This is a genomic window from Bacillus sp. UNC41MFS5 (assembly GCF_000686805.1).
This window is the reverse complement of sequence record NZ_JMLP01000020.1, coordinates 71,640-86,644: the sequence shown is the minus strand read 5'-3', so window position 1 is coordinate 86,644 and position 15,005 is coordinate 71,640. Positions and strand designations below refer to the sequence as shown.

Annotated in this window: 16 protein-coding genes and 1 tRNA gene; 14 read left to right on the top strand and 3 right to left on the bottom strand. The window is 40.6% G+C overall.

Annotated elements, in window-relative coordinates; genetic code table 11:
* The first annotated feature begins 91 nt into the window (after window positions 1-91).
* From BR30_RS0112170 to tsaD, 5 genes are all read left to right on the top strand, one after another.
* Window positions 92-168: transfer RNA gene (locus BR30_RS0112170), tRNA-Asp, on the top strand.
* A 186-nt stretch (window positions 169-354) separates the two neighbouring features.
* Window positions 355-810, top strand: coding sequence for a tRNA (adenosine(37)-N6)-threonylcarbamoyltransferase complex ATPase subunit type 1 TsaE (tsaE, locus tag BR30_RS0112165; protein WP_026565265.1), 456 nt, complete (start codon window positions 355-357; stop codon window positions 808-810).
* A complete protein-coding gene (tsaB, locus tag BR30_RS0112160; RefSeq protein ID WP_026565264.1) occupies window positions 807-1,505 on the top strand; it encodes a tRNA (adenosine(37)-N6)-threonylcarbamoyltransferase complex dimerization subunit type 1 TsaB in 699 nt (232 codons plus the stop codon). The genes tsaE and tsaB overlap by 4 nt, the downstream gene beginning before the upstream one ends.
* A gap of 21 nt (window positions 1,506-1,526) precedes the next feature.
* Window positions 1,527-1,976 carry a ribosomal protein S18-alanine N-acetyltransferase gene (rimI, locus tag BR30_RS0112155; RefSeq protein ID WP_026565263.1) on the top strand — a complete coding sequence of 150 codons (450 nt, stop codon included), beginning with the start codon at window positions 1,527-1,529 and terminating at the stop codon, window positions 1,974-1,976.
* Complete coding sequence (tsaD, locus tag BR30_RS0112150) at window positions 1,973-2,995, top strand: tRNA (adenosine(37)-N6)-threonylcarbamoyltransferase complex transferase subunit TsaD (RefSeq protein ID WP_026565262.1); 1,023 nt, start codon at window positions 1,973-1,975, stop codon at window positions 2,993-2,995. The genes rimI and tsaD overlap by 4 nt, the downstream gene beginning before the upstream one ends.
* Before the next feature lie 281 nt (window positions 2,996-3,276).
* On the opposite strand, the gene BR30_RS0112145 is transcribed toward tsaD, so the two are convergent.
* Window positions 3,277-5,196, bottom strand: a complete 1,920-nt coding sequence (locus tag BR30_RS0112145) for an ABC transporter ATP-binding protein (protein ID WP_026565261.1) — start codon at window positions 5,194-5,196, stop codon at window positions 3,277-3,279.
* Window positions 5,197-5,372: 176 nt separating this feature from the next.
* Here BR30_RS0112145 and moaC point away from each other — a divergent pair, with 176 nt between their 5' ends.
* The 7 genes from moaC to BR30_RS0112110 all read left to right on the top strand — a co-directional run bounded on the left by moaC (window position 5,373) and on the right by BR30_RS0112110 (window position 11,284).
* Window positions 5,373-5,870 carry a cyclic pyranopterin monophosphate synthase MoaC gene (moaC, locus tag BR30_RS0112140; protein ID WP_026565260.1) on the top strand — a complete coding sequence of 166 codons (498 nt, stop codon included), beginning with the start codon at window positions 5,373-5,375 and terminating at the stop codon, window positions 5,868-5,870.
* A 35-nt stretch (window positions 5,871-5,905) separates the two neighbouring features.
* A complete protein-coding gene (locus BR30_RS0112135; protein WP_026565259.1) occupies window positions 5,906-6,568 on the top strand; it encodes a redox-sensing transcriptional repressor Rex in 663 nt (220 codons plus the stop codon).
* 196 nt (window positions 6,569-6,764) lie between these two features.
* Window positions 6,765-7,517: a sulfite exporter TauE/SafE family protein gene (locus BR30_RS0112130; RefSeq protein WP_026565258.1), complete on the top strand. Its 753-nt coding sequence runs from the start codon at window positions 6,765-6,767 to the stop codon at window positions 7,515-7,517.
* Window positions 7,518-7,667: 150 nt separating this feature from the next.
* On the top strand, window positions 7,668-8,291 hold the full coding sequence (locus tag BR30_RS0112125; RefSeq protein WP_026565257.1) for a YhbD family protein: 624 nt from the start codon (window positions 7,668-7,670) through the stop codon (window positions 8,289-8,291).
* Window positions 8,292-8,303: 12 nt separating this feature from the next.
* Window positions 8,304-9,026 (top strand): polymer-forming cytoskeletal protein, encoded by a 723-nt coding sequence (locus tag BR30_RS0112120; RefSeq protein ID WP_026565256.1) that lies wholly within the window; start codon window positions 8,304-8,306, stop codon window positions 9,024-9,026.
* A 17-nt stretch (window positions 9,027-9,043) separates the two neighbouring features.
* On the top strand, window positions 9,044-9,757 hold the full coding sequence (locus tag BR30_RS33275) for a cytoplasmic protein (RefSeq protein ID WP_231507688.1): 714 nt from the start codon (window positions 9,044-9,046) through the stop codon (window positions 9,755-9,757).
* A 12-nt stretch (window positions 9,758-9,769) separates the two neighbouring features.
* Window positions 9,770-11,284 (top strand): MDR family MFS transporter, encoded by a 1,515-nt coding sequence (locus BR30_RS0112110; RefSeq protein WP_026565255.1) that lies wholly within the window; start codon window positions 9,770-9,772, stop codon window positions 11,282-11,284.
* Window positions 11,285-11,590: 306 nt separating this feature from the next.
* Here the strand turns inward: BR30_RS0112110 and BR30_RS0112105 are convergent, their stop codons facing one another.
* Both BR30_RS0112105 and BR30_RS0112100 read right to left on the bottom strand, forming a co-directional pair.
* Window positions 11,591-11,809, bottom strand: a complete 219-nt coding sequence (locus BR30_RS0112105) for a YdiK family protein (protein ID WP_026565254.1) — start codon at window positions 11,807-11,809, stop codon at window positions 11,591-11,593.
* A complete protein-coding gene (locus BR30_RS0112100; protein WP_026565253.1) occupies window positions 11,806-12,528 on the bottom strand; it encodes a CPBP family intramembrane glutamic endopeptidase in 723 nt (240 codons plus the stop codon). Before BR30_RS0112100 ends, BR30_RS0112105 begins: the two co-directional genes overlap by 4 nt.
* 369 nt (window positions 12,529-12,897) lie before the next feature.
* Here BR30_RS0112100 and groES point away from each other — a divergent pair, with 369 nt between their 5' ends.
* Entirely contained in the window at window positions 12,898-13,185 is a 288-nt protein-coding gene (gene groES / locus BR30_RS0112095; protein ID WP_026565252.1) for a co-chaperone GroES, read from the top strand.
* A gap of 108 nt (window positions 13,186-13,293) precedes the next feature.
* Window positions 13,294-14,928: a chaperonin GroEL gene (gene groL, locus BR30_RS0112090; RefSeq protein WP_026565251.1), complete on the top strand. Its 1,635-nt coding sequence runs from the start codon at window positions 13,294-13,296 to the stop codon at window positions 14,926-14,928.
* Window positions 14,929-15,005 lie beyond the last annotated feature (77 nt).

Genomic DNA, 15,005 nt, shown 5'->3' with positions numbered 1-15,005 from the left:
GGTAGCTCGTCGGGCTCATAACCCGAAGGTCGCAGGTTCAAATCCTGTCCCCGCAATTAAGTTATTTTCAAGCATAGCTTGAAAAAACTCTGGTCCGGTAGTTCAGTTGGTTAGAATGCCTGCCTGTCACGCAGGAGGTCGCGGGTTCGAGTCCCGTCCGGACCGCCATTTATATTGTAAAATGAGTACGAAACAAGGTTTCGTCTTTTTTTATGCCGTTTTTTGCTCAATTGTAAAAAATCAGGTAAACTACATATGAAATAGGCACCTTAGGAGAAATCCTAAGGTTTTTTTGCAGATAAATAAGGTAAAATGAAGATATGTGCTACGATGTTAAAATAAAAAGGTGATAGAATGAAACAATTTGAACGTATTACAACGGATTCTGAGGAGACTTCCCAGTTTGCCGAAAGATTGGCCGGACTCTTACAACCGGGAGATGTCCTTGCACTGGAAGGTGATTTAGGTGCAGGAAAAACAACCTTCACAAAGGGGTTAGCTAAAGGCTTAGAAATTAAGAAAACCGTCAACAGCCCGACATTTACCATTATTAAAGAATATAAAGGAAAATTGCCATTATATCATATGGATGTCTACCGAGTGGCAGATGCCTTTGAAGACCTAGGATTTGACGAGTACTTTGAAGGGGACGGAGTGACGGTAGTGGAATGGGCCCATTTAATTGAAGAGCAGCTTCCCGAGGAAAGACTGACCATCTTCTTGTATCGTGAAGAAGGGGACCAGAGACGAATGGTTTTTGTACCACAAGGAAAAAGATACGAGCAATTATGTAAGGAGACATTTTCATGACCATATTAGCGATTGATACTTCTAATTATGCATTAGGAGTTGCGCTTTTAGAAGAGAATCAAGTACTCGGTGAATATATCACCAACTTAAAAAAGAACCATTCTGTTCGAATAATGCCTGCTATTCAAACACTGATGAAGGATTGTGAGCGGGTGCCTGCAGATATAAGGAAGATTGTAGTAGCCAAAGGACCGGGCTCCTACACAGGAGTTCGAATTGGGGTTACCATTGCTAAAACGTTAGCATGGACCCTAAACATTCCACTTGTCGGGATTTCAAGCCTTGAAATCCTAGCATCAGGTGTCAGCCGTTATTTTGATGGCTATGTATCACCCCTATTTGATGCTAGAAGGGGACAAGTGTATACGGGATTATACCAAAATCAAGGTAGTGAATTCCTAACGGTAAAAGAGGATCGCTTGGTCATGTTAGCCGATTGGGCAGAGTCTCTAAAAGGGGCCGGTAAATCAATCTTATTTATCGGAAATGATTTATTACTCCATCAAGCAGCAATCGCTGACCATTTGGGATCACAGGCTGTTTTTGCAGCGATTACGGAGCAAAATCCTCGCCCATCTGAGCTTGCCCTTCTTGGCAAGGATAAACCTGGAGAGGACATACATTCTTTTGTCCCAAATTATATCCGTTTAGCTGAGGCAGAAGCAAAATGGTTAGAAGCGAAAGGAAAAATATGAAATGGATAGGAATAGAGAGTTATGGTAGATTCATTTGTTTTTCGTAACATGAGGGAAGAGGATATTGATCAGATCTTAGAAGTAGAGCATGCATCTTTTACTACTCCATGGAGTCGTGAAGCTTTCTATAATGAATTACACAATAATCGATTTGCTGTTTATATCGTTTTAGAAGAAAATAATAAAATTCTTGGATACTGCGGGGCGTGGATTGTCATTGACGAGGCCCATGTTACGAATGTAGCAATCTTGCCTGAATTTAGGGGCCGGAATCTTGGGGAAGCTATATTGCGAAAAATGATGTCAGTAGCCCGGGAGATGGGAGCAAAGACCATGACACTTGAAGTGCGTGTGACCAATCATGTGGCACAATCTCTTTATCGAAAGCTAGGCTTTCAAAATGGAGGAATCCGTAAAAATTATTATTCTGATAATCAGGAAGATGGTTTAGTGATGTGGGTAAATATATGATAAAAGATCAATGGATTATGGGAATTGAAACAAGTTGTGATGAGACTGCTGTAGCAATCATTAAAAATGGCCGTGAAATTGTTGCGAATGTTGTGGCATCTCAGATTGAAAGTCATAAACGTTTTGGTGGGGTTGTTCCAGAGATTGCTTCCCGCCACCATGTTGAGCAAATTACCATTGTTACCGAGGAAGCATTGAACCAAGCAAATATTACGTTTGCTGAGATTGATGCCATTGCTGTCACAGAGGGACCTGGACTAGTGGGTGCCCTTTTAATCGGGGTAAATGCTGCGAAAGCATTAGCATTTGCAGCGGACAAACCACTAGTTCCTGTTCACCATATTGCTGGACATATATATGCAAATCGGTTGGTAACCGAAATGAAATTCCCGCTTATTGCTCTTGTTGTTTCAGGCGGGCATACAGAGCTGGTGTATATGAAGGAACATGGTCATTTTGAAGTGATTGGAGAAACAAGAGATGATGCTGCAGGGGAAGCCTACGATAAGGTAGCCCGCACATTAAATATGCCGTACCCTGGCGGACCTCATATTGACCGCTTGGCGCAGGCTGGAAATCCGACGATTAACTTACCTCGGGCATGGCTGGAGGAAGGCTCCTATGATTTTAGTTTTAGTGGTTTAAAATCCGCTGTTATTAATACGGTCCATAATGCTGAACAGCGTGGTGAGGTGATTGCCCCTGAGGACCTAGCGGCAAGTTTTCAAGATAGCGTCATTGAAGTGCTAGTAACAAAAACAGAAAGAGCTGTCACAGAATACGGCGTAGAGCAAGTATTGGTAGCTGGCGGGGTTGCCGCAAATAAAGGGCTTAGGCAGGCGTTAGAGAAGGTTTTTTCAGAGAAACCTGGGATTGAATTAGTCATACCGCCATTATCATTATGTACTGATAATGCGGCAATGATCGCTGCGGCGGGAAGTGTGATGTTTGAAAAGGGAATTCGAGCAAATTTGACGTTAAACGCCAATCCTGGACTAGATATTGAATTATATAATTAGAAACTCTTCTGGATAAGAAGAGTTTTTTTGTTGATAAGATTTTTTAGATATCCATAGATATAATCTTAAATGTGGATAAGTGGGCTGTTTTCTGTGTATAATGTGGATAAGTGGGGTTATTATTGTGGATATTGTGGAAAAGTGAAAAAAGCATTGAAAAGACTTTGTTTACAATGTGAATAAGCTTGTGGAAAAGTGAATAATTTTTTTAAAAAGTGCATATATCGAATGTTGTCGATATATGTCTAATCAAAAAGAAAAAAACCGAGCACTGCTCGGTTTTACTCTGCCAACTCCGCCCATGCTTCCATTAGTTGCTCGAGCTCCACCTTGGCTTTTTCATTTTTTAAGTTGATTTCTAATACTTTTTCATGATTTTGAAAGATATCAGGATCACATAGTTGCTGTTCGAATTCCTGAATTTGTTCTTCCAACTCTTCAATTCTTTGTTCCACTTCTTCTAATCTTCGTTTTCGCTGGCGTTCTTGTTTCTTACTTTCCTTATCCTGTTGATAAGTATTTTTCTCCAATATATCCGTTTGTGAGGATTTTTTTTGGAAATCCGCCAGGGCAAGTGCAGCCAGTTCTTCCTGCTCCAGTTTTTTCTCTACATAATAATCATAATCCCCTAAATACTCCGTACTTCTATGACGACTTAGTTCCAAGACCTTTGTGGCAATCCGGTTAATAAAGTACCTGTCATGTGAAACAAAAAGAATCGTTCCAGGGTAATCGATTAATGCATTCTCAAGAACTTCCTTGCTATCTAAATCCAAATGGTTGGTGGGCTCATCCAAAATTAAAACATTGGCTTTTTCCAACATAAGCTTAGCTAAAGCAAGTCGAGCTTTCTCCCCGCCGCTTAAAGTCGAGACAATTTTTAAAACATCATCACCGGAAAATAAGAAATTTCCAAGAACCGTTCGAATTTCTTTTTCGTTTTTTAACGGGTAATCATCCCAGAGTTCATTCAAAACACGCTTGTTGGAAGTTAATTCCGCCTGTTCCTGATCGTAATATCCGATGGAAAGGTTTGTTCCATAGAGAATGGTTCCGTCTAGGGCAGGCAGCTTTTTAATAATGGTTTTTAATAAAGTAGATTTACCGATTCCATTTGGGCCCACTAAGGCAATGCTTTCTCCTTTATAGGCACGAAAAGAAATGGCTTCTGAAACCTTTTCGCCTTGATAACCGACAGCAAGGGAATCGGCCGTTAACACGTCATTTCCGCTTTGTCTTTCAATTTCAAACGAGAATGTTGCCGACTTTTCATCCCCTAAAGGGCGGTCCATGAGCTCCATTTTCTCTAACTTTTTACGACGGCTTTGGGCCCGTTTGGTCGTTGATGCACGTGCTAAATTCCGGTTGATAAAATCTTGAAGATCTGCCACCTCTTGCTGTTGTTTTTCAAAAAGCTTTATATCACGCTCATAATTTGCCGCTTTTTGATCAAGGTAGGAACTGTAGTTGCCTGTAAAGCGTTGGATTTGCTTACGGGAGACCTCATAGACCTGCGTAACCACCTTATCTAAAAAATAGCGGTCATGGGAAACAATCAAAATAGCCCCGTGATAACTTTGCAAGTATTGCTCCAGCCAGGAGAGTGTATCAATATCAAGATGGTTGGTCGGCTCGTCCAATATTAAGATATCAGGCTTGGTTAATAGCAGCTTACCAAGGGCAAGACGCGTTTTCTGCCCGCCGCTTAAACTAGATATCATCAAGGATTTATCAGGGAAATTTAATCCATGGAGTACGGAACGCAGCTCTGCCTCGTATTGATATCCACCCTGCTCCTTAAATTTCACTTGAAGATGGTCGTACTCTTTTAGGATTCTCTCGTATCTTCCATTGTCTTCAAATACATTAGGGTCGGCCATTTGTTCTTCAAGGGTTCGGAGTGACTTTTCCATTAAACGCAGCGGTTCAAAAACAGTCAGCATCTCGTCCCATATCGACAAAGTGGACTCTAAACCAGTATTTTGAGCTAAATAGCCAATCATAACTTCTTTTGGCTTGATGATTTCACCGCCATCATGCGACAAGTGGCCAGCAATAATCTTCAATAATGTCGATTTTCCTGCACCGTTGCGCCCAACTAGTGCCACACGGTCTCGAGTTTGTAATTCTAATTTAATATTCGATAAAATAAGGTCAGCACCATAATATTTTTGTAGTTGATTAACCTGTAACAAAATCATACTCATTCACCTCTATTACATAGGTTAAGTGTACCTTATTCCCGGTATATCGGCAATCAACTGCGGCGCAGATTAGGTGGTTGAAAGTCTTAAATCGACAAAAACCTTGAGTTTCGTTCAAAGTTTCACAGACAGATCAGGAAAAATAGTGTATGATTTGAAGGGAGGATTTTTTTATGGCAGAATTTACGCATTTTAATGAAGAAGGCCGAGCAAAAATGGTTGACGTCAGTGATAAGCCAGAAACGGCACGGACGGCACTTGCTCATTCCAGTATTACAGTTAGGAAAGAAATTTACGATAGAATTACGAATAACGAGATAAAAAAAGGCGATGTCTTAGCAGTGGCTCAGGTAGCTGCGGTCATGGCAGCAAAGAAGACCTGGGATTTGATTCCGATGTGCCATCCGATTCCCTTAACAGGGGTTAATATTTCTTTTTCCTGGGAACAGGACACAGAAGAGAATTATCGTTTAAATATTTCTGCAGCCGTTAAAACCAAGGGGAATACAGGGGTAGAAATGGAAGCGTTAACAGCTGCTTCAGCGTGTGCTTTAACGGTTTATGATATGTGTAAAGCCGTTGATAAAGGTATGGTGATTGGACCTACTTATCTTGTCGAAAAAACGGGCGGTAAAAATGGTGATTTTAAGAGAGACGAAATAGTTAAATGATTTTTAACTAAATTATACATGGGGTGTGGGAGATTATGAGTAATGAAACAATGAAAATACCACAGGCGACAGCCAAACGGCTGCCCCTATACTACCGATTTTTAAAAAATTTGCATTCTTCCGGTAAACAAAGGGTTTCATCAGCTGAACTAAGTGAAGCCGTAAAGGTAGACTCAGCCACGATTCGCCGCGATTTTTCTTATTTCGGTGCATTAGGAAAAAAAGGTTATGGGTATAATGTCAATTATTTAATTTCCTTCTTTCGTAAAACTTTGGATCAGGATGAATTAACCAAAGTTGCACTAATAGGGGTAGGAAATCTGGGCACGGCATTTTTAAATTATAATTTTTTAAAAAATAATAACACGAAAATAGCATGTGCCTTTGATGTGGATCCAGAAAAAATGGGAACGACAATTCGCGAGGTCCCGGTTTATCATATGGATGAATTGGAGAAGGTTTTATCTGAGGGAGATATATCCGTTGCGATATTAACGGTTCCAGCCCCAGTTGCACAGATGATTACTGATCGACTTGTGAGCTCGAATGTAAAGGGGATATTAAACTTTACGCCAGCACGTTTAAATGTTCCTCCACAAATTAGGGTCCATCATATTGACCTAGCCGTGGAGCTGCAATCGCTTGTTTATTTTCTAAAGCATTATCCGACGGTGGAATTAGAGGAAGAAGAACAATAATTAGTTAAGAGCTTTTCACAAAATTTGTGGAAAGCTCTTTTGTATGCTTAAACGGCGAATCAGATATGACTTTCAATTTTTTAGTACAATAATAAATGAACCTGTGATTTTCTTTTTAAATCAGTCTATAATCAGGACTATATAATAATACATTTCCTAGTGGACATCTAGGGTTTGGCAATCGGAGGGGATGAAGTTGGCGATTGTGCTGACTATGTTTGTACTTGGGGTTTTATTAGGATTTGTCGGGGCAGGAGGATCTGGCTTTATAATTGCCATTTTAACAGTTGTTTTTGGAGTTCCCATCCATGTAGCGTTAGGGACATCTTTAGCTGCAATGGTGTTTACTACCTTGTCAGGTGCCTACAGTCATTTTCGACAAGGAAATATCTCGATTAAAACGGGTTTAATTGTAGGGGGTTTTGGTTCAGTTGCTTCCTATTTGGGTTCCAAGCTAACTGGTTTGATTCCAATCCATTCTTTGCATTGGTTAACAGCAGGGATGTTATTTCTTTCAGCTGTGATTTTGGTCGTACGCTTATTTATAGTTCAAAAAATAAAGGCAAACTACAAAAAAGAGGTATCGAACAACCTTCTTCTCATTAAGAAAGCGGCATTAGTCGGGTTGGTTACCGGGTTGTTGTCTGGGACATTTGGGATTGGTGCTGCACCGTTCATTCAAATCGGATTGCTTTTAATTTTAGGACTTACACTTAAACAATCTGTAGGTACAACCATGCTTGTTATTCTGCCGATTGCTTTAGCAGGGGGAGTTGGATATTATCTCCAAGGTTATTTGAACGTTCCACTGTTAATTGAAGTGGTGGCAGGAACAATGATTGGCTCTTATGTTGGGGCCAAGTTTACAGACTTCGCACCTCAGCCTGTGTTAAAAAGTGCGATGGTTCTGACCCCTATTTTAGCAGGGGCTATTTTGCTCATAAGTTAAGAAAAACTAAAAAGGTTATAAGGTCTTTCGCGTTAATCAACGTGAAGGCCTTTTTTTATGAATTATAATTAGGACAACCTAATATTTACAATTGCACTTTACATGCGTAACAGTGTTATGTTACATTGTTTATGGAAAGGGGTTTTTATTATGAGTGAGGAGTTAATCTCAAAGAAAGACCTATTAGACTTAGCGGGAATATCCTATGGACAGCTATATAGATGGAAACGAAAGGACTTAATCCCGGAAGAATGGTTTGTGCGCAAGTCTACGTTTACAGGTCAAGAAACATTTTTTCCTAAGGAAAAGATCTTAGAAAGAATCGAAAAAATCCAAACGATGAAGGAAAACTTATCCTTAGATGAACTAGCAGACATGTTCTCTCCCAATGTAACAAATTTAAATTATAGAAAAGATGAATTAATAAAACGTAACATTGTTTCGACAGCCGTTGTCGAATTTTACTTAGAACAGGAAAAGGGCAGTCTGGAATTTAATTTTACAAGGATGCTGGAAGTGTTTGTTTTAGAAAAATTGCTTCAATCGGGTGAAATAAACCTAGAGGAAGGGAAAATGGTCTTGCAGGTGTTAAAGGACCATACAGCATTAATTAAGCAAAAAAGCTGTGAGTTAGTGATTACCCGAAAGTTAGGGATGTCATCCTGTCTATTACTCATAAATGCAGAAGAATTTCATTTTGAACGCGGGACGAAGGTAGTCACTGCGCTGTCGCTCATGACGTGCATGGAAGAGATTAAAGCAAAATTATTATAAAGGAGAATGACGATGGAAACGAAAAGCAGAGGAGACCTGGTGATTAATGGCTTCGGTGCATCCAATGGCGGGCAGTTCCGCGTTGTTACATTAAATGGCAGAGGGACGATTAACAGCGATTTAGAATGTATGGAACTTGATTGCAATGGTTCAGGTATCATTAATGGAAATGTCATTTCTGAGAAAGTAAAGGTGAACGGGCATGGGAGGTTCAGAGGGAATCTCGAGGCTCAAAACCTATCGATTGATGGATCAGCACGAATCGACAAAAACCTATCGGTGGAAAAATTAAAAGTCTCTGGTAAAGGGACCGTGGGCGGCAAGGTCAAAAGTGAGGAAATAAAAATTCAGGGGACTTTTACGGTCGGTGAGGATTGTGAAGCGGAAATCTTTAAAGCAGAATCGCAGTTTACGATTGGCGGACTTCTAAATGCCGACCATATCGACATAAAGATGTTTGGAGAATGTAAAGTAAAAGAAATCGGCGGGCAAACGATTAGGGTAAAGCAGAAAGGATCATCCTTAGTCAGTAATTTGCTTAAACCCTTTTTTAAACCACAGCTGGAAGCGGAATTAATCGAGGGTGACAAAATTGAACTTGAGAATACTAACGCTAAAATCGTCCGTGGAAACCAGGTCTCGATTGGTCCAAATTGTCAGATTGGTCTCGTTGAATATACAGAGGAATTTTCGATGGATAAAAAGGCCGTGGTTGCTGAAAACAGAAGGGTTTAGTAGGGGGGAAAAGAGAGATGATGGAAAAGAACGGAAATCTTATTATCAATGGATCGGGAAGCTACCCTGGCGGCCGTTACGATAAAATCAGTATCCGCGGGGAAGGGACAATTATTACTGACGTGGAATGTTTGGCTTTCAATGTATATGGCACAAGTGAAGCCGCCGAAAATGTCAAAACAGGCTCGGTAAAAGTATTTGGTGAAGCTGAGGTCAAAAGGAATATGGAAGCAGAGGATACACTTGTGATGGGGACGATGATGGTCGGCGGCAATGCTCACTTGAAAAAAATCAAGATTTTAGGATTGCTGGAAGTCGGCGAAGGACTTACTGGAGATGAGGCAAACATTAAAGGTAGTATTGCGGTGAATGGTGATGTGGAATATGAGACATTTGATTCAAGTGGCGGTTTTGAGATTAAAGGTTTACTGACGGCGGATACAATTAAGGTTGGTCTTCGTTTCGGGGAGAGCAGTGCCGAGGAAATCGGCGGCGGGAAAATCACGGTGAAAAAAAGGAGTAACACACTGCTGCCCTTTGGAAAAGAGATAGGGTCCCTCAGTGCGAAAGTTATTGAAGGGGATGACATTTATCTTGAAAATACAAAAGCCGATATTGTCCGCGGTAACAAGGTGAAAATTGGCCCCGGCTGTCAAATCGGAGTGGTGGAATACAGGGATGATTTCACACACGATTCAAAGGCAACGGTAAAAATAACGACACAGATATAAGGGAGACATGTGATGGTGACAAAAGATAGTAAATTAGGATTGGTGGTTGCGGGGTTATTGCTGGGGATTCTGATGGCGTCGATGGATAATACGATTGTCGTTACAGCGATGGGAACGATTGTTGGCGATCTTGGCGGTCTAGAGAGTTTTGTTTGGGTTGTGTCCGCATATATGGTCGCAGAGATGGCGGGAATGCCTATCTTTGGTAAGCTATCAGATATGTATGGACGAAAAAGATTTTTTATTTTTGGATTGATCCTGTTTATGGCAGGTTCAGCATTGTGTGGAACAGCTGAAACCATCACGCAATTAAGCATTTATCGAGCGATTCAGGGGATTGGCGGCGGAGCGCTGGTACCGATTGCCTTTACGATCATGTTTGACCTGTTTCCTCCTGAAAAGCGTGGGAAAATGGGCGGTCTGTTCGGAGCAGTTTTTGGTTTATCGAGTATTTTTGGGCCATTGCTTGGCGCGTATATAACAGACTATATCAGCTGGCATTGGATTTTCTATATTAACATGCCTCTAGGGGTTCTTTCACTGATCTTTATTACTATCGCGTATAAGGAATCTCCCATTCACAAAAAACAAATTATTGATTGGTCGGGAGCTGTTACCTTGGTTGGGGCGGTTGTTTGTTTAATGTTTGCGCTTGAACTTGGGGGACAGAAATATGACTGGGATTCTACGGTGATTTTGAGCTTGTTTGGTGGATTTGGGCTTCTGTTTTTAATCTTTTTATTTGTGGAGACTAAAGCGAAGGATCCGATTATATCCTTTTCGATGTTTAGGAACCGCTTGTTCGCAGGAAGTACGATTGTTGGCTTATTTTACGGGGCAGCATTTATGGCAGCAACGGTGTACATCCCAATTTTTGTGCAAGGGGTGTATGGCGGAACAGCCACTAATTCAGGGTTAATATTATTGCCCATGATGCTTGGCTCGGTCGTTACCGCACAAGCGGGTGGTTTTTTGACAACGAAGATGAGCTACCGAAACATTATGTTTATCTCCGGAGTGATATTGCTTGGCGGGTTATTGTTATTGGGCACGATTACACCAGATACAAAAAGAGCGGTGTTGACCCTTTACATGATTATTATTGGTTTAGGGGTCGGTTTCTCCTTTTCTGTGTTAAGCATGGCTGCGATTCATCCGTTTGGAATGGAACAAAGGGGGTCTGCCACATCGACAAGTAATTTTATTCGCTCGTTAGGAATGACAATCGGAATCACCATTTTTGGTACGATCCAACGAAGTGATCTCAAAGAAGGGCTGGAAACTGCTTTTGCAGGAATGGGACCGATGCCTAAAGGACAGAGTTTCGGAGATTCGCGGGCCTTATTATCGGAGGAAGCGAGAAAACTAATTCCCTCGCCAATTCTCGACAAAATCACAGAAGCGCTCTCAAATTCCATCGTCCACACATTCACATGGGCACTCGTCCCAGCCGGCCTGGCCTTCCTATTTATCTTTATCCTTGGGAAAGAGCGGATGGTCATTAATAAGGAGCAAGTATCGAAATAATTGTTTGAGAAAGGTAACTGATTCAAAAAAGGTGAAAAAAGCCTTTTTGAGTCAGTTTTTTTGTGATTTGAGACTTACTCATGAGCATTAGTCCTGGATATTAGTAGGGAAAAAGGCTTTACTGCCTGTTTTTTATGAGATTTGCAGGCTGTGATTTATTCTATCAGCGAATTTATTTTGTCCAATCAGCGAATATGATGGTCTAATCGGCGAATTTGGACCTCCAATCAGCGAATTTCTGCTTCCAATCAGCGAATTAAAAAGGTGTCAGGCACCATGTGAATTCTTCACATGGTGCCTGACACCTTAATTTTTTTTCTGCTTCTTTTTCTTTAACTGATCTTTGTATTTGATGTGAAAGATGAACATTTTTAGGCCTGAGCCAAAGTCAAAGGTGGCTAATAAAACAAGGAGGTAGCTGAAAAACCCCCAGCCGTTACTTTGAACATCATCAATTGCGAAATAAGTAAATAATCCTCCAAGGAGAAAGTAAATCAATCCGGAAAACAAGGGTGAACGTCTCATAGAAATCCTCCGATAAAGTTTTGAACGGCCTCGGCTTGTCTTTGCAATCGTTCAATATCGTCTTTATATATAGACTGAACCAAGACAACCATGGTATTCATCGCGACATGGGCAAATATTGGCACGAAAATGGACTTGGTCATGACATAAAGAAAAGCGAACGTAAAGCCCATGGCGGAATAAAGCAAAATGTGCTGGAATTCCATATGTGCTGCAGCAAAAATGACCGAACTAATAAGTGCAGAGATAAAGAAATTATATCGATTATGAAGCGATCCGAAAATGATTTTGCGAAAAACGATTTCCTCTAAGATGGGTCCAATGATACTCGTAACAATGATTGCCAAAGGAAAGGCCTCGATAATCTTTAGAATATCTTTTGTATTTTCAGACCCCATCTCCACCCCTAATAGGTTCTCAATGAATGCCGCAACGTATTGGGAAAATAGGGCAAGGAAGATGCCGGCAAAGGCCCATACCACCGAAATACCGAATGAACTACCATTCTTTCTATAGCTGTGATTGTTCATTTCCTTTCGCAGCATAAAAACAATAATTAATAAGGCAATCGTAAAACTTGTGAGGAGCCATGAAGGAACCGCAAGGCTTTGATTAATCCCAAAATATTTAAAGCCATACAAAAAGAGTGGTACACCTATTAAACTTGAAAATTGCATTGCGATGTAAACAACTAAGATTATCCAATATTCTCGTTTCAAATATCTAGTCCCCTTTAGATTCTATTTTCTACTTTTGGGCAAATTCATTTATAATCATCCATTTTTAAGGATGCCAAATCGCTCCAACCATTAATATATACTTTCTTCATTCTACTCTTAATACCGGGATTGTTTCAATTTAGAAATACTTTTAAAAAAAAGGTATAGAATATCGTGTTTTTCCCATACTTTATAAAGTTGTCAGAAGGAATCATTAGACGGTTTCGCTTTTCAATTTTTTTTGTAAATTTTATGCTTCACACTTGCAAAAGATTTTGAGATTCATTATTATAATAATTGTGTTAGCACTCATTAATAGAGAGTGCTAATAAGTCAGAATTACATATATCTTTGAGGAGGTTGTTTGATTTGTTAAGACCATTAGGTGATCGTATTATCATTGAGCTTGTTGAATCAGAAGAAAAAACTGCAAGCGGGATCGTATTACCGGATTCAGCGAAAGAAAAGCCTCAAGAAGGAAAAGTTGTTGCCGTTGGTACTGGCCGCGTACTTGAAAGCGGAGAGCGTGTAGCACTAGAAGTTTCTGTAGGTGATCGTATCATCTTCTCAAAATACGGCGGTACAGAAGTTAAATATCAAGGTACTGAATACTTAATCCTGCGCGAATCAGATATTCTTGCAGTCGTTGGCGCTTAATTAGAAAAAAGTGCAGTGCCCTTTAACACTAATACGAGGGCGTTCGAGCCTGACAAATAGATAAAGTTTACAATAAACAGTTAAACAATATGAGGAGGTTTTTATACAATGGCTAAAGAGATTATGTTTAGTGAAGATGCACGCCGCAAAATGCTTAGCGGTGTTGATGCTCTAGCAAATGCAGTAAAAGTTACTCTTGGACCTAAAGGACGCAACGTGGTTCTTGAGAAAAAATTTGGTTCACCACTAATCACAAATGACGGTGTAACCATCGCAAAAGAAATCGAATTAGAAGATGCATTCGAAAACATGGGTGCTAAACTTGTTGCTGAAGTAGCAAGCAAAACAAACGATGTTGCTGGTGACGGTACAACAACTGCAACTGTTCTAGCTCAAGCGATGATTCGCGAAGGCTTAAAGAACGTAACTGCTGGTGCGAACCCAATGGGTATCCGTAAAGGGATCGAAAAAGCTGTTGCAACTGCTGTTCAAGAATTAAAAGCAATTTCTAAACCAATCGAAAACAAAGAATCAATCGCACAAGTTGCTTCTATCTCTGCTGCTGATGAAGAAGTAGGTCAATTAATCGCTGAAGCAATGGAGCGCGTTGGCAACGACGGCGTTATCACTATTGAAGAATCTAAAGGTTTCACAACTGAATTAGATGTAGTAGAAGGTATGCAATTTGACCGTGGTTACACTTCTGCTTACATGGTAACTAATACAGACAAAATGGAAGCTGTTTTAGAAAATCCATATATCTTAATCACTGATAAGAAGATTTCTAGCATTCAAGAAATCCTTCCAGTTCTTGAGCAAGTAGTTCAACAAGGCAAGCCTTTATTATTAGTAGCTGAAGATGTTGAAGGTGAAGCACTTTCTACTTTAGTAGTGAACAAGCTTCGCGGAACATTCAATGCCGTTGCTGTTAAAGCTCCAGGCTTTGGTGATCGTCGTAAAGCAATGCTTGAAGATATCGCTGCTTTAACTGGCGGGGAAGTTATCACTGAAGAGTTAGGCCGTGAACTTAAAACTACACAAATCGGCTCTTTAGGACGTGCGGCTAAAGTTGTTGTAACAAAAGAAAATACAACAATCGTTGAAGGCGCAGGAGATACTAATGAAATCGCAGCTCGTGTGAACCAAATCCGTGTTCAATTAGAAGAAACTACTTCTGAATTTGACCGTGAAAAATTACAAGAGCGTTTAGCTAAATTAGCTGGCGGTGTAGCAGTAATCAAAGTTGGCGCTGCAACTGAAACTGAATTAAAAGAGCGCAAACTTCGTATCGAAGACGCATTAAACTCAACTCGTGCTGCAGTTGAAGAAGGTATCGTATCCGGTGGTGGTGTAGCCCTTCTTAACGTATACAGCAAAGTAGCTGAAATCCAAGCAGAAGGCGACGTAGCAACTGGTATCAACATCGTATTACGTGCGATGGAAGAGCCTGTACGCACAATCGCTCACAACGCTGGCCTTGAAGGATCTGTTATCGTTGACCGCTTAAAGCGCGAAGAAATCGGTACTGGTTTCAACGCTGCAAACGGCGAATGGGTAAACATGATTCAAGCTGGTATCGTTGACCCAACTAAAGTAACTCGTTCTGCATTACAAAATGCTGCATCTGTAGCGGCTATGTTCTTAACAACTGAAGCAGTTGTTGCTGACAAACCAGAACCAGCTGGCTCAGGCATGGGTATGCCTGACATGGGCGGCATGGGTGGAATGGGCGGCATGATGTAATTAGGGACTTAAAACCCTGATATATCAAGGTTCCATCAGCTATATTTAAAAGTTTTTCCGCGTAAATTAATAAATGA